At 60.2% G+C, this 24,562-nt stretch carries 20 protein-coding genes; 8 read left to right on the top strand and 12 right to left on the bottom strand.

Annotated elements, in window-relative coordinates; genetic code table 11:
• Position 1 precedes the first annotated feature (1 nt).
• From Clow_RS01445 to Clow_RS01430, 4 genes are all read left to right on the top strand, one after another.
• A complete protein-coding gene (locus Clow_RS01445; protein ID WP_055175262.1) occupies positions 2-1,528 on the top strand; it encodes an adenylate/guanylate cyclase domain-containing protein in 1,527 nt (508 codons plus the stop codon).
• A 3-nt stretch (positions 1,529-1,531) separates the two neighbouring features.
• Complete coding sequence (locus Clow_RS01440; protein WP_055175259.1) at positions 1,532-1,963, top strand: methylated-DNA--[protein]-cysteine S-methyltransferase; 432 nt, start codon at positions 1,532-1,534, stop codon at positions 1,961-1,963.
• A 26-nt stretch (positions 1,964-1,989) separates the two neighbouring features.
• A complete protein-coding gene (locus tag Clow_RS01435) occupies positions 1,990-3,960 on the top strand; it encodes an OPT family oligopeptide transporter (RefSeq protein WP_281175637.1) in 1,971 nt (656 codons plus the stop codon).
• A gap of 95 nt (positions 3,961-4,055) precedes the next feature.
• Entirely contained in the window at positions 4,056-4,370 is a 315-nt protein-coding gene (locus Clow_RS01430) for a hypothetical protein (protein WP_156334526.1), read from the top strand.
• Positions 4,371-4,522: 152 nt separating this feature from the next.
• On the opposite strand, the gene Clow_RS01425 is transcribed toward Clow_RS01430, so the two are convergent.
• Both Clow_RS01425 and topA read right to left on the bottom strand, forming a co-directional pair.
• A complete protein-coding gene (locus Clow_RS01425; protein ID WP_156334524.1) occupies positions 4,523-9,805 on the bottom strand; it encodes a VaFE repeat-containing surface-anchored protein in 5,283 nt (1,760 codons plus the stop codon).
• Positions 9,806-10,049: 244 nt separating this feature from the next.
• Positions 10,050-12,929 carry a type I DNA topoisomerase gene (gene topA / locus Clow_RS01420; protein WP_055175250.1) on the bottom strand — a complete coding sequence of 960 codons (2,880 nt, stop codon included), beginning with the start codon at positions 12,927-12,929 and terminating at the stop codon, positions 10,050-10,052.
• A gap of 180 nt (positions 12,930-13,109) precedes the next feature.
• Between topA and Clow_RS01415 the strand changes: the two genes are divergently transcribed.
• A complete protein-coding gene (locus tag Clow_RS01415) occupies positions 13,110-13,736 on the top strand; it encodes a DedA family protein (RefSeq protein ID WP_055175247.1) in 627 nt (208 codons plus the stop codon).
• Between the two features lie 120 nt (positions 13,737-13,856).
• Here Clow_RS01415 and Clow_RS01410 read toward each other — a convergent pair whose 3' ends face one another.
• Entirely contained in the window at positions 13,857-14,462 is a 606-nt protein-coding gene (locus tag Clow_RS01410; RefSeq protein ID WP_156334522.1) for a hypothetical protein, read from the bottom strand.
• Positions 14,463-14,687: 225 nt separating this feature from the next.
• A complete protein-coding gene (gene cspE, locus Clow_RS01405) occupies positions 14,688-14,891 on the bottom strand; it encodes a transcription antiterminator/RNA stability regulator CspE (protein WP_055122404.1) in 204 nt (67 codons plus the stop codon).
• 266 nt (positions 14,892-15,157) lie between these two features.
• On the opposite strand from cspE, the gene Clow_RS01400 reads away from it, so the two are divergent.
• A complete protein-coding gene (locus tag Clow_RS01400; RefSeq protein WP_055175242.1) occupies positions 15,158-17,488 on the top strand; it encodes a DEAD/DEAH box helicase in 2,331 nt (776 codons plus the stop codon).
• Between the two features lie 5 nt (positions 17,489-17,493).
• On the opposite strand, the gene Clow_RS01395 is transcribed toward Clow_RS01400, so the two are convergent.
• The 8 genes from Clow_RS01395 to Clow_RS01355 all read right to left on the bottom strand — a co-directional run bounded on the left by Clow_RS01395 (position 17,494) and on the right by Clow_RS01355 (position 22,861).
• Positions 17,494-17,817, bottom strand: a complete 324-nt coding sequence (locus tag Clow_RS01395) for an Rv3654c family TadE-like protein (RefSeq protein ID WP_055175240.1) — start codon at positions 17,815-17,817, stop codon at positions 17,494-17,496.
• A complete protein-coding gene (locus Clow_RS01390; protein ID WP_055175237.1) occupies positions 17,814-18,140 on the bottom strand; it encodes a hypothetical protein in 327 nt (108 codons plus the stop codon). Before Clow_RS01390 ends, Clow_RS01395 begins: the two co-directional genes overlap by 4 nt.
• Entirely contained in the window at positions 18,115-18,318 is a 204-nt protein-coding gene (locus Clow_RS01385; RefSeq protein WP_055176232.1) for a DUF4244 domain-containing protein, read from the bottom strand. Before Clow_RS01385 ends, Clow_RS01390 begins: the two co-directional genes overlap by 26 nt.
• 48 nt (positions 18,319-18,366) lie before the next feature.
• The gene (locus Clow_RS11265) at positions 18,367-18,825 is read right to left on the bottom strand and encodes a type II secretion system F family protein (RefSeq protein ID WP_169786559.1); all 459 of its coding nucleotides are present in this window, start codon (positions 18,823-18,825) and stop codon (positions 18,367-18,369) included.
• A gap of 125 nt (positions 18,826-18,950) precedes the next feature.
• A complete protein-coding gene (locus Clow_RS11260; protein WP_169786558.1) occupies positions 18,951-19,565 on the bottom strand; it encodes a type II secretion system F family protein in 615 nt (204 codons plus the stop codon).
• A 143-nt stretch (positions 19,566-19,708) separates the two neighbouring features.
• On the bottom strand, positions 19,709-20,845 hold the full coding sequence (locus tag Clow_RS01365; RefSeq protein WP_055175225.1) for a TadA family conjugal transfer-associated ATPase: 1,137 nt from the start codon (positions 20,843-20,845) through the stop codon (positions 19,709-19,711).
• The gene (ssd, locus tag Clow_RS01360) at positions 20,842-21,897 is read right to left on the bottom strand and encodes a septum site-determining protein Ssd (protein WP_055175223.1); all 1,056 of its coding nucleotides are present in this window, start codon (positions 21,895-21,897) and stop codon (positions 20,842-20,844) included. Before ssd ends, Clow_RS01365 begins: the two co-directional genes overlap by 4 nt.
• Positions 21,898-22,210: 313 nt before the next feature.
• The gene (locus tag Clow_RS01355; protein ID WP_055175220.1) at positions 22,211-22,861 is read right to left on the bottom strand and encodes a hypothetical protein; all 651 of its coding nucleotides are present in this window, start codon (positions 22,859-22,861) and stop codon (positions 22,211-22,213) included.
• Between the two features lie 98 nt (positions 22,862-22,959).
• On the opposite strand from Clow_RS01355, the gene Clow_RS01350 reads away from it, so the two are divergent.
• Entirely contained in the window at positions 22,960-23,463 is a 504-nt protein-coding gene (locus Clow_RS01350; RefSeq protein ID WP_055175217.1) for a phage holin family protein, read from the top strand.
• Between the two features lie 102 nt (positions 23,464-23,565).
• Positions 23,566-24,489, top strand: coding sequence for an alpha/beta fold hydrolase (locus Clow_RS01345; protein WP_055175214.1), 924 nt, complete (start codon positions 23,566-23,568; stop codon positions 24,487-24,489).
• Positions 24,490-24,562 lie beyond the last annotated feature (73 nt).

Here is a 24,562-nt window from a genome sequence, read left to right as displayed (position 1 = left end):
CATGAACCGATTGTTGAGGGCTATCACGTGGCTTTGGGGCACCTCCTGGCCCCTGTACGCCGCCCTCGTTCTCGGATCGAACCTGCTGGGTGCGGCGGCCATCATGTTCTTCATCCGCTTCCTCATTCCCCTGCCGGAACTGGAACACTTTGATTCCTCGGAAACGCATCTACCGGCCATCGGTATCAGCTACGTAGTCCTTGCCGCCGTCGTGGGCATTGCCGCCACCTTTGTCCTGTTTAGGCCGGTGCTGGATTGGCAGCGTTCCCCAGAGGCGCATGATCCCAATATGGTGCGCAATTTGGTGCTCCGCCTGCCCATTTATCAGGCCGTGGTGTGCGCTATCGTGTGGTTCATCGGCATTCTCATCGCCGTGGGGATCACCTCTTCCGTCAGCGGCCGCATGGCTCTCGTGATCGCCGTGGCCTGTGCGTTGGCAGGTTCCGTGGTCATCATCATCACGTACCTGGCCGCCGAGCGCATGGTGCGCCCGGTGGCGGCCTCCGCCCTGGCACGCCGCTTCGAGGATTCCACACTGGAGCCTCCGATTAAGTCTCGCCTGCGCACCACGTGGGTGCTCACCACGGGGGTGCCCGCCCTGGGTGTGCTGCTGCTCATCTGGGGGCAGCAGGCGGGTTTCTTCACGGACAACGCCGCAGACATCATCCCCGCTATCCTCTGGCTCATCGTGAGCGCCCTCATCACCGGCTTTGTGGGCACCACGCTTTCCATCATGAGCGTGGTAGACCCCATCCAGGAGCTCCAGGAGGCCATTAATCGCGTGCGGCGCGGTGATTCCAATGCGCAGGTGGACATCTACGATGGCTCCGAGATCGGCGTGCTCCAGGCCGGTTTTAATGAGATGATGCGCGGGCTGCGGGAGCGCCAGCGGGTGCGCGATATTTTTGGCCGCTACGTGGGCACGGAGGTGGCGCGCCGCGCGCTAGAGGAGCGCCCCACCCTGGGCGGCGAGGACCGCAAGGTCGCCGTGCTCTTCATCGACGTCATCGGTTCCACCACCTTTGCCGTCCATCACGAGCCGGAAGAAGTGGTGGCGGAACTCAATCGCTTCTTTGAGCACGTGGTGGAGGTGGTGCACCGGAATAAGGGCATCATCAACAAGTTCCAGGGTGACGCCGCGCTCGCCGTCTTTGGTGCGCCGCTCCCGCTGGGCGATGCCAACTCCCTGGCGCTGAGCGCCGCCCGCGAGCTGCGGGAGGAACTGCGCGATATGGAGTTGCAGGCCGGTATCGGTGTGGCCGCGGGGCACGTGGTGGCCGGGCACATCGGCGGCCACAATCGCTTTGAGTACACCGTGATTGGCGACGCCGTGAATCAGGCCGCGCGCCTCACCGAGCTGGCCAAAGATACCCCCGGCCGCGTGCTCACGAACTCCTCCACGCTGCGCGGGGCCAACGAGGCCGAGCAGGCCCGCTGGACGCTGATGAAGTCCGTGGAGCTGCGCGGGCGCCGCGAAATGACCCAGCTGGCCCGCCCCATCCGGCAAACCCTCGCAGACAGGTCGTAAATCATGGATACCCCCATCGGCCCCCTCACCCTCCTGGCCTCCCCGCAGGGGCTCACGCACATACTCTTCGGCCCCGGTGAATCCACCGATTCCCCCTTCGTGGAGGCCGCGCGGGTTCAACTAGAGGAATACTTTGCCGGGCGGCGCCGCACTTTCGACGTCCCCCTGGATTGGGGCGCCTCCTCCGGTTTCCGCCTGCGAGTACAGCGCCATCTCCTTTCCATCGGGTACGGCCACACCAGCAGCTATGGCGAGATCGCCGCTGCCCTCGACGCCCCGAGGGCAGCCCGCGCCGTCGGCAGTGGTTGCCGCACCAATCCCCTGCCCATCATCGCGCCCTGCCATAGGGTTTTGCGTTCCGACGGCTCCCTGGGCGGCTATGCCGGGGGCCTCGCGGCTAAGGAGTGGTTGCTGCGCCTAGAGGGCGCTTGGTGATCTTTCCTATCGAGCAATAGGGAGTAATCTACCTTCATCTTCGTATTTCCCGATCTTGGAGGTGCGCCTTGCGCGAACTCACTATGCGGGCGGTGATCCTCGGTGGACTCATCACCCTGGTTTTCACCGCCGCCAACGTTTATTTAGGCCTCAAGGTGGGCCTCACCTTTGCCACCTCTATCCCGGCTGCGGTGATCTCTATGGCGGTGCTGCGCCGGTTTAGGCATCACACCGTGGTGGAAAACAACATCGTGCAAACCATCGCCTCCGCCGCCGGCACGCTCTCCGCTATCATCTTCGTGCTCCCCGGCCTGGTGATGGTGGGGTGGTGGCAGGGTTTCCCCTATTGGACCACGCTCCTGGTGTGCATGATCGGCGGCGTTTTGGGCGTCATGTATTCCATACCGCTGCGCCGCGCGCTCGTCACCGGCTCCGATCTTCCCTTCCCCGAGGGCGTCGCCGCCGCCGAGGTGCTGCGCGTGGGCGATGAAAGCCGCTCCGAGGAGGAAAATCGCCGCGGGCTGCGCGCCATCGTTGCAGGCGCTGCCTCTTCCGCCTTCTTCTCGCTGCTCGGCGCCCTCAAGGCCGTGAGCACGGAGGTTTCCACGGCGCTGCGCGTGGGCACGGGTGGCACCATGATCGGCGGCAGCCTTTCGCTCGCCCTCATCGGCGTGGGGCACCTGGTGGGCATCACCGTGGGAGCCGCGATGTTCGTGGGCGTGCTCATCTCTCACGGCGTGCTCCTGCCGCTCTTTACGCGCGGCGAGGTACCCGCTTCTGGCAACATCTCCGAGGCCGTGAGCGCCGCATTCCGCAACGATGTTCGCTTCATCGGCGCGGGTGCCATGGCCGTGGCCGCGCTGTGGACGCTTCTTAAAATCATCGGCCCCATCGCCAGGGGTATTTATTCCTCCATCCTTTCCTCCCGCGCTCGCCAGGGCGGGCAGCAGGTGGAACTCATCGAGCGCGATATTCCCTTCCCCCTCGTGCTCGGCAGCATTGGAGTTTCCATGCTCCCCATCGGCCTCCTGCTCTGGAACTTCCTGCGCGGCACGGAGATCAGCCACCACACCGGCACCCTGATTCTGCTCAGCGTGGTATTCACTCTGATTTCCGGCCTGCTCATCGCCGCCGTCTGCGGCTATATGGCGGGACTCATCGGGGCCTCCAATAGCCCCATCTCCTCAATGGGCATCATCACCGTGCTCGCCACCGCCCTGCTCATTAAGGTCGCCACCGGGGAGGAATCCGCCACCAATCCCACCGCCCTGGTGGCCTATACCCTCTTCACCGCCGCCGTGATCTTCGGCATCGCCACCATCTCCAATGACAATCTCCAAGACCTCAAAACCGGCCAGCTCGTGGGCGCTACCCCCTGGAAGCAACAGGTGGCCCTCATCATCGGCGTGGTCTTTGGTTCCCTCGTCATTCCCCCGATTCTCCAGCTCATGCTCCACGCCTTCGGTTTCCAGGGCGCCGAGGGGGCCGGGCCGGACGCCCTCGCCGCGCCCCAAGCCGCGCTCATGTCCTCGGTATCGCAGGGAATCTTCGGCGGCACCCTGGATTGGGGCAAGGTGGGCTTGGGTGCCCTCATCGCCGTAGGCATTATTGCTATCGACGAAACCCTCGGGCGCGCTAGCGCAAAGCGCTTGGCGCTCCCGCCGCTCGCCGTAGGAATGGGTATGTACCTTCCCCTCGGGCTGACCATCGTCATCGCCCTAGGCAGCGTGATCGGTACCCTGTACAACCGCTACGCGGCCCGCAGCGCCCACCCAGAAAAGCTCACGCGCCTGGGCACTCTCCTCGCCACCGGGCTCATCGTGGGTGAAAGCCTCTTCGGCGTGCTTCATGCCGGTATCATCGCCGCCACCGGAAAATCCGCCCCGCTTGGCATATTCCCGGAGGGCTACGAGGGCGCCGCACAGTGGGTGGGCCTCATCGTCTTTGTGCTGCTGGTGGCCGGCATCTACCGCCGCCTCAGTTCTTCCCCGCAATGAAGCGCTACCAAGTTTCCATTTTCAACCAGCAGAGATGCCCATAGTAGATTGCTTAACGATCACACAGAATCCGAATCAGAAAGGAAACAATGATCGTGACGAAGCGAATCAGCACCGCGATGCTTATGGCGGCCTCCGGGCTCGCTCTCCTCTCCCCCAGTGCCCTCGCTAGCGCCGGGTACCAGGGTGAAGATTCAAACGGCTGCCAGGCCTATGTTGATGGAAATAATGCGTGGACGGACTGCGATCCCGCCAGCACAGACGGCCAGCTAGCCACGAAGGCAGTGTGCACCTCCGGCGAGGAGAAAGAAAGCGCCTGGTCCTTTGTGGGCGCAGGCTCCCGCGTTACCCGCGTAGCGCTGGTGACCTGTGATTCCGGTGTCCTCAACGCCGAGACCATCAGGCTATAAACGAATCCCTGATTCTGCCCCCACTGCTGTGGGGGCTTTATTTATTGCGGCACGTAGCCGCGGCCATGCATAGCAAAAGGAGGGGTGGTGGTTCCCGTAACAGGAACTCACCACCCCTCCTTCTTTTAGATCATCTGGCTAGTGCATTGGCACTAGATGTGAGAGGGCATACCCTCCTCCAACACCAACGAACCAGACGGAATCGCCTTAATGGAACGACGCGGCGTCTTCGGCGCCACCGCCTTACCCACCTCAGGCGCATCCTCAGTAACCACCGTGACGTTCTTATCCTGCTTCTTCTCCACAGTCTTCTGCGAAGGAGCAGGCTTCTCCACAACATCACGAGCCGTCACCGTCTGAGCAGCATCATTAATGTCATGATGCACAGCCACCACAGCCCCGGAAGAATCCCGCAGCGTCTCAAAGGCCACCTGCTCAGAACAGTCACCATCAGTCACCGCAATGGGCACATTAATCTGCCCATCAGCAACCTGCGGCACAAAGACCACCTTCGCAGTAGCACCCGTAGCGGCACCAGACGCCTTGCACATCAGCTCAGCATCCAAGGTGTACTTCTTACCAGCCTCCAGGCCGGTAAAGCTCACCGTATCCACCACCGTGGCACCAGCCACCAGAGCACCATTATCCTCAATGGCCGCATCCGTGGTGATCTTCGGAGCAGGCTTACCCGGCTCCGGCTTCACCGGCACCACAGGCGTGGACTCAGAAGGCTTCGGCTCCTCAGAAGGCTTCGGCTCCTCAGAAGGCTTCGGCTCCTCAGAGGGCTTCGGCTCCGGCTTAGCAGGCTGATCCTCGCTCGGAGTCACTGCGTGAGCAGGATCCTTGTCCGAAACAACCTTCTCGCCCGGCTTGTGCTCCTTGCCCGACTCGTCAACAGGAACGCCAGCGGCCTTCGCCTCGTCCTTGTGCTTCTGATCGCCTTCCGGCAGGACCAGCTCACCGGTGAACGTTGCCGACTCGCCAACCTTCAGCAGATCAACGCTCGACGGGGAAATGTTGGTGACGTCACCAACGCCCTCCACCGTCTCATCGTCAACCGTGACATCCTTCAGGTCCACGTTGCCGGTGTTGGTCACCACGAAGGTCACCTCAGCCTTTTCACCCGGCTTCAAGGACTCCGCAGCATCCCACTTCTGCGAATCATTGCCGTTGATGTACTTCTTCAACTCCAGCTTCGGAGTCACAGGTGCATCGGCATCATTCACAGTCTGAGCGGCATCGTTGATGTCCTTGTGCTCAGCAATCGCGTTCGGGGTCGTGGCATCCGGGGTGGCGTTGCCCTTGGCATCCACCACCTTGGAGGTCAGTTCCTCGAAGGCAACGGCAGAAGATACATCCTTCGCATTGGCGTTGAACGAGATGTCCACGTCAACCTCACCGGAAACGGAGTCTTCCTCCGACTTCGGCGTCGTAAACGTCTTCTCGCCCGAACCAATCACGCGGGTGGCATCGTTCTTATCCACCATCTGAGCGTTCAGGGTGTACTCGGTATCCGGCTTCAGGCCCTCGTAGGTAACCGTATCCACAACCTTGCCACCAGGGGCAATGGACATGGACTTCGGATCCACCGAGGTCTTGATGGACGGCTTCAGCTCGGCAGGCTTCTCCGGCTCATCCGGGGTCACCGCGTGGGCAGGATCCTCGTTAGAGGGAACCTTCGTGCCCGGCTTCTGCTCCTTGCCATCAGCATCCTTGAACGGCACTTCCTTGCCGTCCTTATCCACCGGAGTACCCTCCGCCTTCGCCTCATCAGCATGCAGCTTGCCAGCCTCCGGAGCCTTCACCTTTGCGGTGAAGTACACCGTCTCGCCAGCCTTCACATCCTGCTTAGCAGGCGAAATCGTACCCAGCTCAACGCCAGCGGTATCCGCCGCGGTGAGCTTATCGGCCACCGACACATCCTTCATATCCAGCGTGCCCGTGTTCGTCACCGCGAACGTCACCGTCAGGTCCTGATCTGCGCCCTCGGCCTTGAAGGCATCATCGGCAGTCTGAGCGTCAATAACACCCTCAGCACCCGGAGCAGACTGTGCCTTCTCAGACCCAGCGAACTCCTCCGTACCGATGTACTTCTTCAGCTCCAGCTTCGCAGTACCAAGCTCCTCCGGCTCTTCCGGTTCCTCGGTCACCGGCTCGCCCGGCTCTTCGGGCTCACTCGGCTGCGTCGAGGACGGCTCAGGCGCAGGCGTCGACTCGGACGGAGTCGGCTTCGGCTCATCAGAAGGCTCATCCGACGGCGTCGGCTCCGGGTTCTCCGGAGTTTCGGAGGCAGGAACAGACTCCGAGGGCTTCACACTCGGCTTCGTATCCTTATCCGGCGTCTTGGCGTGGGCCGGATCCTCATTCGACGGAACCTTCGGCTGATCCTCACCAGGCTTATCCGGATTCTCCGGGCTCGGCGGAACACCCTCAGCCTTCGCCACATCCTTGTGCTCCTGGTTGCCCTCCGGCAGCGTCAGCTCGCCGGTGAACTCCGCAGAATCACCCACGTTCAGGCGATCAATCTGCTTAGGCGTGATGTTCTCAACATCGCCAACGCCCTCCACCGTCTCATCAGAGAGGGTGACGTTGAACAGATCGACGTTACCGGTGTTGGTCACCACGAACTTCACCGTGGCCTTCTCGCCCGGCTCCAGCTCTTCCGCGGTGGCCCAGTCCTGAGCATCGTTGTCGTTGATGTACTTCTTCAACTCCAACTCAGGGTGCTGCTTCACCTCATAGGTAACCGTCTGCTTCTCATCCGCGATGTCCTTGTGCTCAGCAATCGCATTCGGAGCCTTCGCATCCGGAGTCTCATTGCCCTTGGCATCCACGACCGTCGAGGTCAACTCCTCGAAAGCAACAGCAGAATCACCCGCAGCCAACGACTTCGCCGGCAACGGAATCTCCACCACCACAGAACCAGAAACCGAACCATCCTCATTCTTCACGAAATCAGACAGACCAGAAGCATCAGCAACAAACGTCTTGGAAGCAGAAGCACCCTCAATCGCAGAAGAATCAGACTTCTTCATCAACTGCGCCTCAAGCGTGTACTCCTTGCCCTCAACCACGTTCTCCACAGTCACCGTATCGAACACCGTCTGAGCCTCATCGGAAGCAACAACAGCAACCTTGCTGTCCTTATCCACCGACGCAGAGGTAGCAACCTCAGGCTCCAAATCCTTGCCCGGGGTGGTGGCATGAGCCTGATCCTCATTCGACTCCACAGGAGTAGACGCATCAACCACCTGCGGCTGACCATCCTCACCCTGCTTCGGCTTGCCATTCTCATCCAACGGCGTGTACTCAACCGGCTTGCCATCCTCATCCACCGGCGTACCAGCAGACGAAGCCTTATCCGCATGCAACTTCTCAGCATCCGGAGCCTTCAAATCACCAACGAAAACCACCTTGCCCTCAGGCTTCAGCAGCTTCTGATTATCAGCATTACCCGCAAACTCAGCCAAGCGAATATTCGTCACCTGCGGAGTACCAGCATCCACACCAGAAACAGTGTTATCAACAGCATTCGTGAACGCCTCAGTAATAGCCTCATCCGAAGGCGTAGCAATATCCTTCAGATCCAACTCACCAACGTTTTCCACCACAAACGCCACCGTCAAATCATCACCAGCAGCATCCGCCGTCTGAGAATCATTCAACTTCTCAGCAGCCTCCACAGAAGCAACATCCGTCTTCGCACCGATGTACTTCTTCAACGAAATACCAGCAGGACGAACATCCTTCTCCGGCGTTACCGCATGAGCAGGATCCTCATTCGACGGAACACGCGTACCCGGCTTCTGCTCGTTACCCTCGGAATCCTTGAACGGCACTTCCTTGCCATCCTCATCAACCGGAGTACCCTCCGCCTTCGCCTGGTCAGCATGCAGCTTCCCAGCCTCCGGCGCAGCAATCTTCGCCGTAAAGTACTTCGTCTCGCCGATCTTGATGTCCTGCTTCTCCGGGGAAACCGTACCGGGCTCAATACCAGCAGTATCCGTATCAAGCAACGCATCCGCAACAGACACGTCCTTCATATCCAACTTGCCAGTATTCGTCACAGCAAACGTCACCGTCAGCTCATCACCAGCAGCCGCAGCCTGGAAAGCCTCATCAGCACTCTGAGCGTCAATAACACCCTCAGCACCCGGAGCCTCCTGCTTCTTCTCAGAACCAGCGAACTCCTCCGTACCGATGTACTTCTTCAGCTCCAGCTTCGCCTCAGGTAACTCACCCGACGTCACCGTCTGAGCCTCATCATTGATGTCCTTATGCTCAGCAATCACGTCCGGCGCCGAACCCTCCGGAAGATCCTCAGCCTTATTAGCCTGAGCCTCCTCATCAGAAGACTTCAACGTCTCAAACGCCACAGCCGCAGCAACAGAACCCTCAAGATCATCATTGACCTTGATCGGAACAACCACAGAACCCTTACCGGACTCATCCGCCGTGAACTCCGCAGAACCGGAACCCACAACCTTCGACTCATCAGTCTTATCAACCAACTGAGCCTCAAGCGTATAAGCCTTACCCAGCACCAAATCCTCATACGTCACAGTGTCATTCACCGTAGCGCCAGCAACCACACGGTCAGCACCATCAGCAAACTCGGCCGACGTACCGATCTTCGGGTTCTTCGGCTCCGGACGTTCCTCTGTTACCGAGGTGGTCTCTTCGGGAGTGGTCTCTTCCTCGGAAGTCGGCCCCGGGGTAGGCTCCGGATCCGGAGGCGTCGTGTCGTCAACCACAACCTTCTTCTGGCCCTTCTCATTATCAAGGAAGGCACCGGTGCGGTTGGAACCAGACGTATTTTCCTTGCGGCCCACGTTCTCCGAGCCGGTCAAGTACTCATAAATCTTCTTAACGTTGTCGTTATTCTTAATAGCCGGAGCATCGGAAAGATCTAGACCATCAGAGTAATACCAAATAGCCGCCTGCGTAGCTCCTACAGCATCAGCCTTGGAAAGCGTCTTCGGATTCTTAACTCCAACCTTCTCGCCAAGTTCCTGCTCCGAGAGCAAGGGGTAAGCATTGTGAAGGATCCAGTTAATCTTTTCCTTATTCGCATCGTCCTTAAGGCTGGTATCGTTAGCGACCTTATTGTAATCGGCCCAGTTAACAATTTTACCGTTGGACTCTCGCGAAGCGACTCCTGCCTCAACGCAGTATGCGTACAGGCCGGAAATCGGCACACCCGATGTTTCATTAACCGTGAAAATCCCAGCAATATGGTTAACGCTATCAGGAGTGACGATGTTTTTGTTGTATAGGCCACTATCCGCCGTATTGACCGTCTCTCCGTAATCGAGAGCGTTCGCTACAGCAGTAGAGCCCGAAAAGACAACAAAAAGGGCAGCCAAGAAGGAAATAATCTTCTTTGCCGTACCAGACAAAGCAAACGATTTCTTCAAGCCCTCATCGCCAGACATGGATAACACCCCCATCCATACCTTTAAGGTTTACCTTTTTCAAGATTTGCATATCAAACCTACCCTAAAAAGACAGAGAACACCGACGTTCGTAGCCCAACACAAGCTACATGCTTCCACAAGCATAAGATAGCCCGTCAGCCGCGGAAACGCCGTTATCTCTTCGTTACCTTCGCCGGACTATAGATACAGGCGTAAGCCCTCAGGGTTGATTTGTATACAAACTATTATACGGGGAATATTTTTACTTCCCCACGGTTTTCTTCCTAGCCCTTTTCACCGTCTTAGTGCCCCCACTGGCAGCTTCCTTTGCTCGTCGCTCAGAAAGCAGCTCGTTGGCGCGCGCATCCGTCATCGTCTCGGGAGTATCGCCGCGGCGCAGGGAGGCGTTCGTCTGCCCGTCCGTCACGTATGGACCAAATCGCCCATCCTTAATGCTCATGGGCCGCCCGGAGACGTCATTGTCCCCCAGCTGCTTGAGCGGTGGTTTCGCCGCAGCGCGGCCACGGCGCTTCGGTTCCGCATAGATGCGCCGCGCCTCATCGAGAGTCACGGTGAAGATCTGTTCCTCGCTAGCCAGCGAGCGGGAATCAGAACCCTTCTTCAGGTACGGCCCGTATCGCCCATTTTGGGCGGTAATCACTTCCCCATCCGTGGGATCAACCCCCACCTCACGCGGTAGCGCAAGTAGTTGGAGCGCTTGGTCTAACGTCACAGTGGCTGGCTCCATCGAGGAGAACAGTGAAGCCGTGGCAGGCTTCAGGCTCTCTTCCACCAGGGCAGCAATCCGCTTTTCCTTCTGCTTCTCGGCGGTCTTGGTGCCCCAGTTCTTTGCACGCTTCCCCTCGGCGGCACGCTGGCTATCCTCCTCGGCCCGCTCGGCGGCCACTACCTTTTCCGCCTCCGCCTCGGCATGCTCCTGTTCATCCTCGCGCAGTTGCTCGGTGACGTAGGGGCCATAGCGCCCCTCCTTGGCCACGATCATGCGGCCATTAGCGGGGTTCTCACCCAGTTCGCGTCCCCCCTGGGGGGTAGCAAAGAGTTTTTCGGCGGCTTCCAGGGTCAATTCCTCGGGGGTGGTGTCCACGGAAAGATTTGCCCGCTGGTATTCGGGCTCTCCCTCAGAGTTCACTCCCACCTGGCGCTCGATATAGGGGCCATAACGGCCCACGCGCACGTTAATAGCCCGCCCTTCGGCATCATCGCAAAGATGCAGGGAATTAACCTGGCGGGCATCAATATGCTCCAGGTTGTCTCCCACCAGAGTTTTTAGGCCACCACGGCGCGCAATAGCATCGGCAATATCCTCATCGGCCTCTAAATTGCCAAAGTAAAAGCTGGTGAGCCAATCCACGCCATGCGCAGAGCCGGTGGCAATGTCATCGAGTTTATCCTCCATTGAGGAGGTGAAATCATAATCCACCAGGGCGGAGAAGTTATTTTCCAACAATCCCACCACGGCAAAGGCCACCCAATTGGGCACCAGCGCATTACCTCGCACCATCACATAACCGCGATCTTGGATCGTCTTAATGATGGAGGCGTAGGTGGAGGGGCGCCCGATTCCCAGGTCCTCCATCTTCTTCACCAGGCTGGCCTCGGTATAGCGCGCGGGCGGATTCGTGGTGTGCCCATCGGCGCTGAGTTCCGTGGCCGTGAGGGTATCGCCTTCGCTGAGGCGGGGGAGGCGTCGCTCCGCATTGTCAGCCACGTCGCGGCCGTCGGCAAGCCTGCTTGTCTCCACATAAGCCCGCAGGAAGCCTGGGAACGTGATGGTGCGCCCGGTCGCGGCAAACTCCGCCTCGGCCTCGGCCGTGAGCGTGACCTTGAGCGAGGTACCCTTGGCGTCCGCCATCTGCGAGGCCACGGTGCGCTGCCAGATCAGCTCGTAGAGCTTGTATTCCTCGGCGTCGAGACGCCCATGTAGTTGCCCCGGCGTGGCGAAGGTCTCACCTGCCGGGCGGATCGCCTCGTGAGCCTCCTGGGAGTTCTTCACCTTGCGGTCGTAGCGCCGGGGGGCACTCGCCACAAAGCTCTCCCCATACAGGGCGCGGGCCTGCTCGCGCGCGGCCTGAATACCCTGGGAGGATAGCGAGGTGGAATCGGTACGCATGTAGGTGATGAAGCCGTTTTCGTACAGGCGCTGCGCAATGCGCATGGTGCGCTCGGAGGTGTAGTGCAGCTTGCGCCCGGCCTCCTGCTGCAAAGTGGAGGTCATAAAGGGCGCATAGGGGCGCCGCGTATAGGGCTTTTCCTCCACATTCGCCACGAGCACGGTGGTTCCGCGCAGGGCTTCCGCCAGGGCGTCGGCACGCTGCTTATCGACGACCACCAGCTCGCCCTTGGCGGAACCCTTCAGCTCACCGGCATCGTTGAAGTCGCGCCCCTGCGCCACGCGCTTGCCGCCAAGGCGAGACAGGCGCGCCACGAACTCGCGGGGATTATCCCGATCCTCCTGCGCAACGCCGGTATCCATCGTGGCCGCCACGTCCCAGTACTCTGCGGACACAAAGGCCATGCGCTCGCGCTCGCGCTCCACGATCACGCGGGTGGCCACCGATTGCACGCGGCCCGCCGAAAGGCGCGGCATGACCTTCTTCCACAACACCGGGGAGACCTCATAGCCATAGAGGCGGTCCAAGATGCGGCGAGTTTCCTGCGCATCCACGAGGTTATCGTCCAGCTCACGGGTGTTTTCCGCCGCGGCGAGGATCGCAGCCTTGGTGATCTCATTGAACACCATGCGGCGCACGGGCACCTTGGGCTTGAGCACCTCTAGGAGATGCCAGGCAATAGCCTCACCCTCGCGGTCGGGGTCGGTGGCCAGCAGAAGCTCATCAACGAGCTTGAGCTTTGCCTTGAGGTCAGCCACCTTCTTCTTTTTATCGCTGCTCACCACGTACAGGGGCTTAAAATCGTTCTCGGTATCCACGCCCAGGCGCGCCCAAGGCTCCTTTTTGTACTTGGCCGGAACATCGGCAGCACCGCGCGGCAGATCGCGGATGTGACCCACCGAGGCCTCAACGAGGTAATCATCACCGAGATAAGGCTGAATCTTCTTCGCCTTCGTCGCGGATTCCACGATCACCAGGCGCTTCACGCCCGATCCCTGAGTGTCTGCCACGGGACTACATCCCTTCAATCCATGCGATACTTTCTTACTACTGCTACACCGTACACAGTATTTAATAGCGCCATTACGCAACCCCCACCGAATCCATGCCGCGAGTGCCACGGGTGGCGCGCCGTCAGCAAAGCACCACTAGAATGTTGGGGCACAAGCGCCAACAACCTCGGAGGTGGGATGACACATCAGATTGAAGCCTGGGTCGAGCTTTTTATGACCTCAGCGCTGTTTTACCCCATCACCGCCACCTTGGTGTTCCTCGATTGCCTCATCCCCTTCTTCCCCAGCGAATCCATCCTCACGATGGCCGGGGCGTGGTCGGGCAGCACCGGAAACCCCAATATCTGGGGAATCATCGCCACCGGCATCATCTTTGCCGTTATTGGCGATAATGTGTGCTATCTCCTAGGCACCCGCTTTGTTCACTTCATCCGCTCCGCTCCCCCCAAAAGCAAACTGGCGCGGACGATGAAGTGGGTGGAAAGCAATATGCGACGCCGCGCGGGCTTCACCATCATCATCGCCCGCTTTATCCCCTGGGGCCGGCTCGTCATTACCCTCTCCCTCGGCTCCATGCGTTATCCGTGGAAGAAGTTTTTTCTCTTTGACACCATCGGAGTCATCATCTGGGCCACCCAGGCCGGCTTTGTGGGATACCTCGGCGGCTATGTGGTGCAGGATTACCCCCTGGTGGGCCTCGCCCTTGGCCTTACCCTTGGGGCGCTAGTAGGCGTGCTCATTGACAAGATAAACGCGCATTTCAGCGAATACTCTGCGGTGCGTTCCGCCACGTCACGAGCCTAAACATACCGATAAGGGGCGGCTCGGAGATTTTCGAGCCGCCCCTTATCTTCGCGTATTCATGCGCTTACTGAGTGCACGTGCATAGAGATTGAGCGTAAGCGCAAGCGCACCTGGCGCAATTTACCTATTCAGGTTGTTCGCCAGAACAAGCGCAACATCAAGTTCGGAGGGCTTCAAGGTAGACACCCGGCTAAAAACCGTCTTATCCGCCATGAGGGACCCACCACAACCGTGATTCATACCAAAAGAATGGCCCATCTCATGCGAAATGACAAAGCTGCGGTTCTCGCTGCTGAAACCATCAAGGTGCGTGGTGACGAGCTCAATGTCCGAGCCCTTTTCATGGTTATAAGTAATACCATTATAGTATTTGAAACCATCTACATCAGAAAAGTTGATGGAGCGTTCAGTCTTGGCATCAACGATCTCGATGGTAATTTGGCCGCCCAGGGCCTCATTCCAATCATTAACGCTCTGCCGAATCTCATCGGCATAGCGAGACGTGCCCAGGTACACCTCTGCCTGTCCGTTTTCAACGGTGCCTACCAGCCCGGTCATCTTCTCCATATACGGTATGGGCTGACCAGATTCCAGAGCCCGATGCACCTGGCGGCACTGGGCATCAGTAACAAAATAAGAATAATCCCGGGCAGAAGCCGGCTGGACCACAGAAACAGAAGCCACACACGCCATCAAAGTGGCCGCAGCTGCGCGCAAATAACGCACGTTCATCCTCCCAAAATCAACCTGCACATAACAGGAAAAAAGGCTACTGGCAGCCTTCTTACAACATTCTCCGGAGAGAGTACCACCCCTCCCAGCATGTATCAATCACAAAAGGAAAAAGCGGCCACGATCACATATTGCGAAAGTGTTATTTCACTCAGACCATTAAGAAAGGCCGCAGCAACCGGCGAACCGAGCTGCGGCCTTCGTACTCTTCAGCTTGCGCTACAGAGCACGAACCTGCTGGGCCTGGGGGCCCTTAGCACCCTCACCGATCTCAAACTCCACGCGCTGGTTCTCCTCCAGGGTGCGGAAACCGTTGCCCTGAATCTCGGAGTAGTGGACAAAGACGTCTGCGGAGCCATCCTCAGGAGCGATAAAGCCAAAGCCCTTTTCGGCATTGAACCACTTAACAGTTCCCTGTGCCATGTTCTTGCAACCTTTTCTTCTGGTTCTGTGCCGATGCGCTGATGCACCGGCGGGAAACGGGGTCTCATCAAACTACCCAGTACCGCAACATGATCCTGGGCGCCCGCATGTTCATCTCCTGCGAGCGCCTACACACTGCGCACAGAAACTGCGACCTTGTATTAGTGTGTCACGTTTTGCAGCCGCGCGATAGTATCGAAAGTATAAACCTGAAAAATCCCAGGCCAGAATCATTTTCTTAACCTCAAAAGGGGGTAACCTCTTCGATGTTCCCACCATCATCCCCCCATTCCTCCCTGGATTCAGAACTCGTAGCCGCCCTCCATTCTCGTTTTCCCGGCTCCCAGTGCACCCACTCCTCCACCATTCCGGCACAACCAGCTCGATTCTCCGCCTGGCCCCAATGGATTCTCCCCAGCCTGCGCACCTATTTAGAGGAAAACGGCGTTCCCCGCCTGTACGCCCATCAAGTGCAGGCCGCCGAGGCCGCCCACGCGGGCCATCACGTAGTAATTTCCACCGGCACTTCCTCTGGAAAATCTCTGGGGTACTTACTCCCCCTCCTCACCGAGCTCGCCAATAACTCCACCTCCTGCGCCCTCTATCTCACCCCCACCAAGGCCCTCGGATCAGATCAAATACGCAATCTCCGCCGCCTGTGCTCCGAGGTCCCGGACCTCTCCGGTATTCATCCCTCCCCCTACGACGGCGATACCCCCGCCGAGGCCCGAGCCGGTATTCGCGATATTTCCCGGCTCATCGTGACCAATCCGGATATGCTCCACGCTTCCATCCTCGCCCATCACCCCCGCTGGGCTCGCCTGCTGCGCAAACTGCGCTACATCGTGATAGATGAGTGCCACGTATATCGGGGTATTTTTGGCGCCCACATCGCGCTCGTGTTGCGGAGACTCTTGCGCCTGGCCCGGCATTATGGCGCCAATCCCACCGTCATTGCGGCTTCCGCCACCTCCGCCGATCCCGCAGAACACGCCTCCTTACTCACGGGCCTCCACGTACAAGCGATCACCGAGGATGGTTCCCCCTCCGGCGAACGCACCATAGTGCTGTGGGAACCAGGACCACTCCCCTCCGAGGACGCCACCCCTACACGGCGCTCGGCCACCTCAGAGGCTGCCGGGCTCATGGCGGCCTTGATCGCCCAAGGCGCACGCACCCTTACCTTTGTGCGCTCCCGGCGCGCCGCCGAGGCCGTGGCCATGCAGGCCTCCGAGGACCTCGTGCTCATGGGCAAACCCCTGGCCTCCCAGAAAATACGCCCCTACCGAGCCGGATACCTTGCCGAAGATCGACGAGCCGTGGAGCGCCAGCTCGATTCCGGCGAACTTCTAGGGGTGGCCACCACCAACGCCTTAGAACTGGGAATTGACATCGGTGGGCTCGATGCCATTATCACCGCGGGCTTTCCCGGAACAGTATCGTCGCTATGGCAGCAGGCAGGGCGCGCGGGCAGGCGCAATCAAAGCTCAATCATGGTCCTCGTGGCCCGCGACGACCCCCTGGATACCTACCTCATCCACCATCCCGATGCCCTTTTGGGCCGCCCTTTAGAGCGCTCAGTATTCAATCCCCATAATCCTCACGTATTGCGCGATCACCTCTATTGCGCCGCCATAGAACTCCCCCTCACCGCCCAAGACATTGATTACTTCGGAGCCACCGAGGTGATCGGAGAATTAGAGGAAGAGGGCTTGCTACGCCGACGCCCCTGCGGCTGGTTCCCCGTGGGCGACCACATGGATAGCGCGCATGGAGAACTGGGGCTGCGCGGTGGCAACAACGGCGAAATACTCATCGCTGATGCCAGCGACGGGCGCCTGCTGGGCACCATCGACACCACCCGTGCTCCCGCCCACGTACATCCCGGGGCTGTGTACCTGCACCAGGGCGAAACCTACGTGGTGGATGATCTGCACCTTGACGACGCCGTGGCCCTCGTGCGTCCGGCCTCCGTGGATTACACCACCTTTGCCCGCAGCACCACCTCCATACGTATTCTCGGAGAACCCCTAGCCCACCGAGAATTACGCCCTGGGCTGAACCTCAGTTCCCTCAACGTAGAGGTAACCAATCAAGTGGTGGATTACGTGGCACGCCGCCCCGATGGCACCCTGCTCGATACCGTCGCCCTCACCATGCCCGCCCACATCCTCCATACCCGCGCAGTGGCCTATACCCTCACCCCCTCCTTCCTTGAAGAAATCGGTATCCCCGTGGCAGAACAGCCGGGGGCGCTCCACGCCGCAGAACACGCCGCCATCGGCATGCTCCCGCTCATTGCCACCTGTGATCGTTGGGATATAGGTGGCCTTTCCACCACGGTTCACCCCGATACTGGCCTCCCCACCGTATTTGTATACGACGGCTACGCCGGTGGAGCCGGATTTGCCGATTGCGGCTTTGAAAACTTTGCCACCTGGATCAAGGCCACATTCGAGGCAGTACGATCCTGCCCCTGCGAATCCGGCTGCCCCTCATGCGTGCAATCTCCCAAATGCGGCAATGGTAATCAACCCCTGAGCAAACCTGGCGCCATCCGCCTTTTAGGTACGCTGGTCTCCGCCGTGGAAGCATAAAAGGCTCATATGGGGCCTGCGCGTGATCTCGCCTCCCTTCTTTTGACGCGGGTGGTAACTACCGCATCGGAATCCTCCATCTGGCAGTGCACCAAGGCGGCGTTATTGTCCCGCGCGTTTTCCTCCGCTACCCGGCAGGGCTCCTCCCCGGCAAAGTATGCCTGCGCGGCGGAAAGAGCAGCCATATCGGCGGCTACCTGCGCGTGATGCTGAGCCACCACGCCTCCGGTTATCACCACGATCATGCCCGCTATTCCCACCAACACAGCACAAAGGCTCGCCGCGATGAGGGTGCTGTAGCCTTCCTCCGATCTCGCTCCTTTCTTCATTGCCTCTCCATCGGATACACGGCTTGCGCCCGCATTACTCCAAAAGGAGAAGGTATCTCCGCCGTAGCGGTGCCTTTACCACTTTCTTCCATCATCACCACGCTCCCCCGTACTGGCTCCATGTGATTGCCCGTAATGGCGTATTCCCGGGCAGCGGCACCGGCAATATCTATCGCAGAAAGATAGGCAGCAAGAGTAAATAACCCCGCTACCAGCAAGGCAAAGAGCACGATGACCGCGCTTGTGGCAATGGCGGCCTCCACGGTCACCGAACCCCGCTCATCTTCTATCTTCGCTCTAACCCGGGGAATTGTTAAGGGCATCGGTGATAATCCCCTGAATCGCATCCGTGACTGCCGAGCTATTGACCACCGCGTACAACACGGCCGCCAAGGCCGCCGCGGCAAGGGTTCCCATTGCATATTCAATAGTGCTGAGGCCCTTTTCCTCACGGCCAAGCTGTATCGTTTTTCTGGCCGCATTTTCCACGGCTGTGACCATCATATAAATGATGATGTGCATGATTACTCCTTAGAGATACTGGTATATTTACAAAATCTTCTGCGCCAGCCCCATGAGCACCGGGGCTAATCCCAAAAGAAAAAACGCTGGGAGAAAGCACAGTGTCAGCGGCATGGCAATGAGCACTCCAGAGCGCTCTGCAATGGCGGTATCGTGGTTTTCTTGGTTCTGGCGCAGTTCCTCCGCAATCTGTGCGGCGGCGTCGGCAAAGCGTGCGCCGCTGTGCTGCGAGTGGCACGCCATATGAGCCAATTCCTTCATTCCCGGAACCTCCGTGGCATCGCGCCAGGCTCGTTCCGGGGACACTCCCAGGGCCAACAGGGAGGCGATCATTCTCCAACGCTGCCCTAGAGTGCTGCATGTGGAGACCACATGAGCAGAATCTGCGGGATGGAGCCCCACCGCGATGCACGCGGCGTAGAGCTCAATATCGCCTGCTACCTCCGGTGCGATATTCCCCTTATCGTGATTCAGCTTGGAACGCACCCACGCTACCGCGGCATATATTGGGCCATCGCGGGGGCGAGTGGCTGCCCGTTCACGGCGCAAGCGCTGCGTGCGAGCCCCTGCGGGAAGGATAAGCAAGGCGGCCGCTAAGAAAACACACACCATCATCGCCGGCCTCCCGCGCGTTCGATGAGAAGGTGCGTCCACAACACTCCCGCGGAAACTAAACCCGTGCCCACCATGAGCACTATTCCGCCGAGGCCACCACCCAGGAGGAAGGAAAGAGGTTGGGCACCCATCGCCGTCCCCAATCCCATTCCCGCCAGGGGCAGAAGTGTGAGCACCAGCGCCGTCGATTGCGGCCCCATCAGGCGAGCGCGAACCGCCGCGCGATGTCGCCTTTCCCGCTCCAAGGTGGCCTGCACCTGGCTTAACAGGGGTGCTAGGGGCACGCCGTGGCGTCGGGCGGCTTCCCATAGATTTGCCACGGTGCCGAGTTGCGGGATCGTACCCGACGATTCCGGCGGATTTATCCCGGCGGCCATATCGTGCAATCCTTGGAGCACGGAGGCGTCCACTTCTTCTCCATGCCGCACCGCGTTATTGAGAGCAACCGTGGGATCGGCCCCGCTGCGCAATTGCTGCACAATCCGGCCCAGCACGGCGGCAAAACCTTGTTGCTGGCGCTCATTCCGTTGCCGTGCCCTTAGCGAAAGCACTATCCGCCATCCCGTTGCCACCGCTATTCCCACTGCTATGACCACGCTCAGTGAGGACACAAGAGCGAGTACGCAAGCGATGAGCGCTCCTGCGCATATCCACCCCTGAGCCCTAGACCTAGGCCGGGCCGCTATTTCTCGTATCCGCTGCAAAGGCCGCGGTGGGAAACAGGCACATGCTCCCGCCACGCATCCCACCAGGCTCACCATCGTTCCACTCCTTCTAACGACGGCACTTCTGCACCCCGGCGCCACAATTCTCGAATGTGCACCAATCCCTGTGCTCCCCATTCCACCGCCCCGATTTGGCCCAAAACGCGGCCTCCCCCTTTTGTTCTGCGCATGACCATGACGATCTGCACCGCTGCGGCAAATTGGCTGTGCGCAGCCTCTCTTTCTAATCCGCCTAAAGCCGCCAAGGCCTCTATCCTGGCCGGAACCTCCGCTAGAGAATTGGCGTGTAAGGTTCCCGCCCCGCCTTCATGCCCGGTATTGAGCGCAGAGAAAAGATCCACTATCTCCGGGCCTCGAATCTCTCCCACGACGATGCGGTCCGGGCGCATACGCAACCCCTGACGCAGCAGCGTGCTCAGCGTAATTTCTCCGCACCCCTCCACATTGGCCCGGCGCGCCACGAGATTGAGCACATGCGGATGGCGGGGAGCGAGTTCTGCGGTGTCCTCAATACAAAGAAGGCGCTCGGTGGCGGGAACCTCCGCCAGGAGAGCGGAAAGCAGGGTGGTTTTACCCGTACCCGTACCGCCCACGATGAGATAGGAATAGCGGCGTCGCACGATCTGCCGCAACAATTCGGCCACGGGCTCAGAAAGTGCCCCAGCCTGCACTAATTGCGGCACGTCCATCGTCGCCTGCCGCAGTATTCGCAGGCTCACGCACGTGCCCGATTCCGCGGGAGGACTAAGCACCGCGTGAAAGCGGATACTCGTGCCATCGGAACGCAGCAGGCGACCATCGGCAAAAGGTTGAGCATCATCGAGCCGAGTACCCGCGGATACCGCCAAACGAGTGGCTAAGCGGCGCACGGCGGCGTCATCGCTAAAAGTTATCTTGGATCGCTCCAAGCCATCGCCGCGATCAAACCACACCTGCTCTGGCCCATTGACCAACACATCTGTTACTCCGGGGAGGCTCAAGACCGGCTCCAAGGAACCCACTCCCTCGGATTCATCCCGCAGGCGGCGCAGTATGGCAAGCACCTCGACGTCGCTAATAAGCCCCGCCTCAGCCCGCACAGCCGCAGCAACCTCGGTGGTATCCAAGCAGCCCTGCTCTATCAGCCGACGCTGCACCCCCTCCACCACGTCCTCATGCGTTTTCATCGCGTCACCGCCTCCGCGGCCGCTCGCAACGTGCGGGGTAATCGCGGCGGGACCCCTCCCAATTCCGTGGCCTTGGCCAGACCGGAGATGGTGGAAAGCTCCGCTATTACGCTCAGGCGAGTAAGTTGCTGAATATCCTCTAGATCAAGCCCAGACCAGCCACGATGTCGCAATACCACCGCTGCGGCGACGCCACGTGCGCGCACATGCGCCGCAATGCTGGCCGCCCGTGCCCCGGCGCGCACCTCGGTGGGGCACAGCAGTATAACCTCGTCGCAGGCTTGGACCCCGGCCTCGAACAACGGGCCAAAGCTGGGGAGATCAAGCACCACCGGGGTATCACCGCGCCGCAGCGTATCCACCGCACCGGAAAGTTCCTGGGCGGTGAGTTCATAGCCATCATCAATAGCGCTGCGTGAAGCCGAAAGAACCGATACCCGATCACGCCCAGGAAGGGCTGCCAGCACGTCCTCCGGCGCGGTATTGCCCTCCGCCAGTCGCACATCCGGCCACCGCGCACCCGGTGTTTCCTCACAACCGAGCAATAAATCCAGGCCTCCCGATTGCGGCACGGCATCAATCAGGATCGTTGGCTGCTTTTCCGCGAGTTTTCTGGCCGCGGCCACCGCCAAAGTAGAGGTTCCTGCGCCTCCTACTGCGCCGATTATTCCCAGTACCCGGCTGGGAGTATCTGAGGGAGTGATACTTACGCGCGCTGTTTTCCCCAGAACACGCAGGAGGTCAGCGGCCTGAGCCGGGATCACAAAGCCGCGTTCGGCACGGCACTCCACCACCACGTGATGGGGCAAAGGGCCGGGGTCACCACCCACAAGATAGATCGCCGGAGCAGCCCTGGGTGGCGGGGGTGGAAGGAGAAAACGACCTTCATAGTCCACAATCACGGCGGTAGCGCGTGGGTAATAGCGAGCGATCTCGGCGGAGTCGGTGCTATCTACTACCTTCATGCCGCTGGCGGCTGCGATGTGCGCGGCCTCGGAGTGAAGGGAAGGCTGGATAACGATGAGCAGAATAAGAAAATCGGAAGGATTCATACTGCTCAGTGTGCTGGCTGCGCTACCCCGTCACTAGAGGGTTTTGTTCTGATGTGGATAACTCACCTAGGAAGGTGATGTGTCACAAAGAATTGTGGATAACTTGCGGCTGTGCACGATTGAGGTCAGAACCCCGAAATAGCCCCAGACATAAGGGACGGCCCGCGCCTCGGGGGGGTGTGCGCGGGCCGTCAAGTAACCCGGTCTCGGGGGGCGGACCGGGGCAGGCCACACAGTATATCGGGGCCTTGCACAGGTCATTATGGCACAAATGCGCGACGGTGGCAAGAGCGCTACTCAAGAAAGCGGCCACTCACGCCGCCGCGGCAATAGATTCCGCCTCCCGCGCCCCATCAATCCACGCCCACAATAACAGCTCTAGCAGGGAAGATACCCCCTCCCAGGAGCGTGCGTACTCCGCAAGGGCGGCATGATATTCCGCCCGGTGACGGTAAAGATAGGGCTCGGGAACCGCCAAACCACGGGGATCGAAGCCGCTCGCTATCGCCGCGATTCGCCCCGCCACGCGCGCCACCGTGCCGCTGCGTTCTCCAAATACCTCCCGCGCCGCAATTTCCGCGTGCACCACCTGCGGCAGCAAGGCATCGTCCTCGCCCGCCACGATCATGTCTCGGAGACCATGCAGCCGCTCTACCTCCGTTTGAGGCACGCCATCGCCACCCGAGAGCACATCGAGGCGGGCCAATACCTGCAAGGGGGCCCGCAACCATGTGCGCGTTATGGATTCCACGTATCCGGGGGCGAGCACCCCGTAGGCGCTGATGGGAGGTTGCGGGGCGGCGTCGATAAGCGCACTGCTGCGCGCGCCGCGCAGGGCCGATTCTGAGGCGGTGACCTCGGATCGACGCAGATTGACGGGGCGGCGATGCACTGCCGCGATGTCCTCGGTGGCCTGCCTGGCGAGGGCATCGACGGCGCCGAGGCTGCGCAACCTATCAAACATAGCGCCCACCCTATAGAGGCACGATAGGATGAGCATGGACTGCACCGTCTACACTGTGTGGAAGCGAAGAAATACTCTAACCGCTCCTGGGAGGAAAAGTGAGCAACAAGGACGGATTTTTTACCGATAGCCCGAGGGATTTCACCCCCCAGGTGAACTCTATACCGCTAAGCGATGTGAATGCCTCCACCGGGGAGCAATCCATCGGCACGCTGGTCAGCAATGCCACCGAGCAGATGTCCAGCCTTTTCCGCTCCGAATTGGAGCTGGCTAAAACCGAACTGACCTCCGAGGTAAAGAAGGGCGCCATCGGCGGTGGCCTTTTTGGTGCCGCCGGAACCATCGCGCTCTACAGCACGTTCTTCTTCTTCATGTTCGTGGCCGCGCTGCTGAGCCTGTGGCTGCCCGCCTGGACCTCCTTGCTCATCGTGTTCCTGGTGATGATCCTCACCGCTGGCCTGCTGGCCCTGGTGGGATTGAAGAAGGTCAAGAGCGTTGGCGCGCCGCAAAAGACCATCGACTCCGTCACGGAGTTGAAGAACCTGGTGCCCGGCTCCGCCCAGAAGAAGCTGGAATCCAAAGACCGAGGGATGTACAGCTAGGTAGTCTCCCGCTCTTCCTCCCCACCTCCCGATGCGCCACAGACGGATCGGGAGGTTTCCCACGCCCAGCCCCCTTGCATCCGCGCTCCCCAAGGAGTAGTCATGGCCGCAGAACTCCCCCTTCCGCCCAGCGTCGTGCACCTCGAAGGGCCGTTTCGCCATGACCTCATCTACACCAGGGGGGTACGGCTGCACGTAGCCCAGGCGGGCTCCCCCGATCACCCTCTCATCATCCTGCTGCACGGCAGTTTTGGCGGCTGGTTCGACTACAAAGACGTGATCGATCCCCTCGCCAAGCAGGGCTTTCACGTGGCCGCCGCCGATATGCGCGGCTACGGTATGTCCGATAAACCTCCCACAGGATTTGGCTACGATATTCGCTCCGCCGTGGGGGACGTCACCGGGCTCATCCGCGCCCTGGGCCACTCCTCGGCCACCCTCGTGGGCACCGATACCGGAGGGGCCGTGGCCTGGTGCACCGCCGCCGCAGTACCCAAGCAGGTAGACGCCCTCGTCTCCATCTCCGCCGCGCACCCAGTAGACATGCGCCGCGCAATGGCCAGCCGACCCTGGCTCCACGGCATGACCATCCTGCGCCGCTGGCTCAGCCTCCCCATCGGACGCTGGCTGCTCCACCGCGATTCCTTCTTCCACTGGCACCTGCGCGCCGCCACGAGTTCGGCCTTCCACCGCTCCCCCGCCTTCGAGGAAAACCTACGCCTGCGGCTCACCGCCCGGCGTATTGGTTCCACCTTGGGCGCTCGACGCCGCAATAATCGGCTACTCACCGCAGCAATTCCTACCAAGTGGCTGGGGCTTAAAATCTCCGCCCCCACCCTCATGCTCGCCCCGCCGCGCCACCTCTGGGTGCACTTGGGCCGCCGCGGCGCGCAGCGCCTCACACCCAAGGCACAGAGCAGGTTTCAGCGCCGCCACATCGAGGGCACCAAGACGCTGCCCAGCATCGAATCCCCCGCCGCTCTCGCCGCCACCATCAGCGAGTTTCTGCGCAGGGAACTGGGCTAACCCCACCTACCTCAGCGGCGCCCCTGCCCCAACTCCGCCACGCCCCTACCTCGCCGCAGCCCCCGCTGCACGC

The sequence above is a fragment of the Corynebacterium lowii genome (assembly GCF_001412085.1).
Classification (GTDB): Bacteria; Actinomycetota; Actinomycetes; order Mycobacteriales; family Mycobacteriaceae; genus Corynebacterium; species Corynebacterium lowii.
Note: the sequence above shows the minus strand (reverse complement) of the source record. Positions and strands in the feature narration are given on the sequence as shown.

What these genes read in the sequence shown, in the direction of transcription:
- Clow_RS01445 (WP_055175262.1), top strand. Translation starts at nt 2, where the DNA reads ATGAACCGATTGTTGAGGGCTATCACGTGGCTTTGGGGCACCTCCTGG.
- Clow_RS01440 (WP_055175259.1), top strand. Translation starts at nt 1,532, where the DNA reads ATGGATACCCCCATCGGCCCCCTCACCCTCCTGGCCTCCCCGCAGGGG.
- Clow_RS01425 (WP_156334524.1), bottom strand. Translation starts at nt 9,805, where the DNA reads ATGTCTGGCGATGAGGGCTTGAAGAAATCGTTTGCTTTGTCTGGTACG.
- Clow_RS01415 (WP_055175247.1), top strand. Translation starts at nt 13,110, where the DNA reads ATGACACATCAGATTGAAGCCTGGGTCGAGCTTTTTATGACCTCAGCG.
- cspE (WP_055122404.1), bottom strand. Translation starts at nt 14,891, where the DNA reads ATGGCACAGGGAACTGTTAAGTGGTTCAATGCCGAAAAGGGCTTTGGC.
- Clow_RS01400 (WP_055175242.1), top strand. Translation starts at nt 15,158, where the DNA reads ATGTTCCCACCATCATCCCCCCATTCCTCCCTGGATTCAGAACTCGTA.
- Clow_RS01395 (WP_055175240.1), bottom strand. Translation starts at nt 17,817, where the DNA reads ATGAAGAAAGGAGCGAGATCGGAGGAAGGCTACAGCACCCTCATCGCG.
- Clow_RS01390 (WP_055175237.1), bottom strand. Translation starts at nt 18,140, where the DNA reads ATGCCCTTAACAATTCCCCGGGTTAGAGCGAAGATAGAAGATGAGCGG.
- Clow_RS01385 (WP_055176232.1), bottom strand. Translation starts at nt 18,318, where the DNA reads ATGGTCACAGCCGTGGAAAATGCGGCCAGAAAAACGATACAGCTTGGC.
- Clow_RS01365 (WP_055175225.1), bottom strand. Translation starts at nt 20,845, where the DNA reads ATGAAAACGCATGAGGACGTGGTGGAGGGGGTGCAGCGTCGGCTGATA.
- ssd (WP_055175223.1), bottom strand. Translation starts at nt 21,897, where the DNA reads ATGAATCCTTCCGATTTTCTTATTCTGCTCATCGTTATCCAGCCTTCC.
- Clow_RS01355 (WP_055175220.1), bottom strand. Translation starts at nt 22,861, where the DNA reads ATGTTTGATAGGTTGCGCAGCCTCGGCGCCGTCGATGCCCTCGCCAGG.
- Clow_RS01345 (WP_055175214.1), top strand. Translation starts at nt 23,566, where the DNA reads ATGGCCGCAGAACTCCCCCTTCCGCCCAGCGTCGTGCACCTCGAAGGG.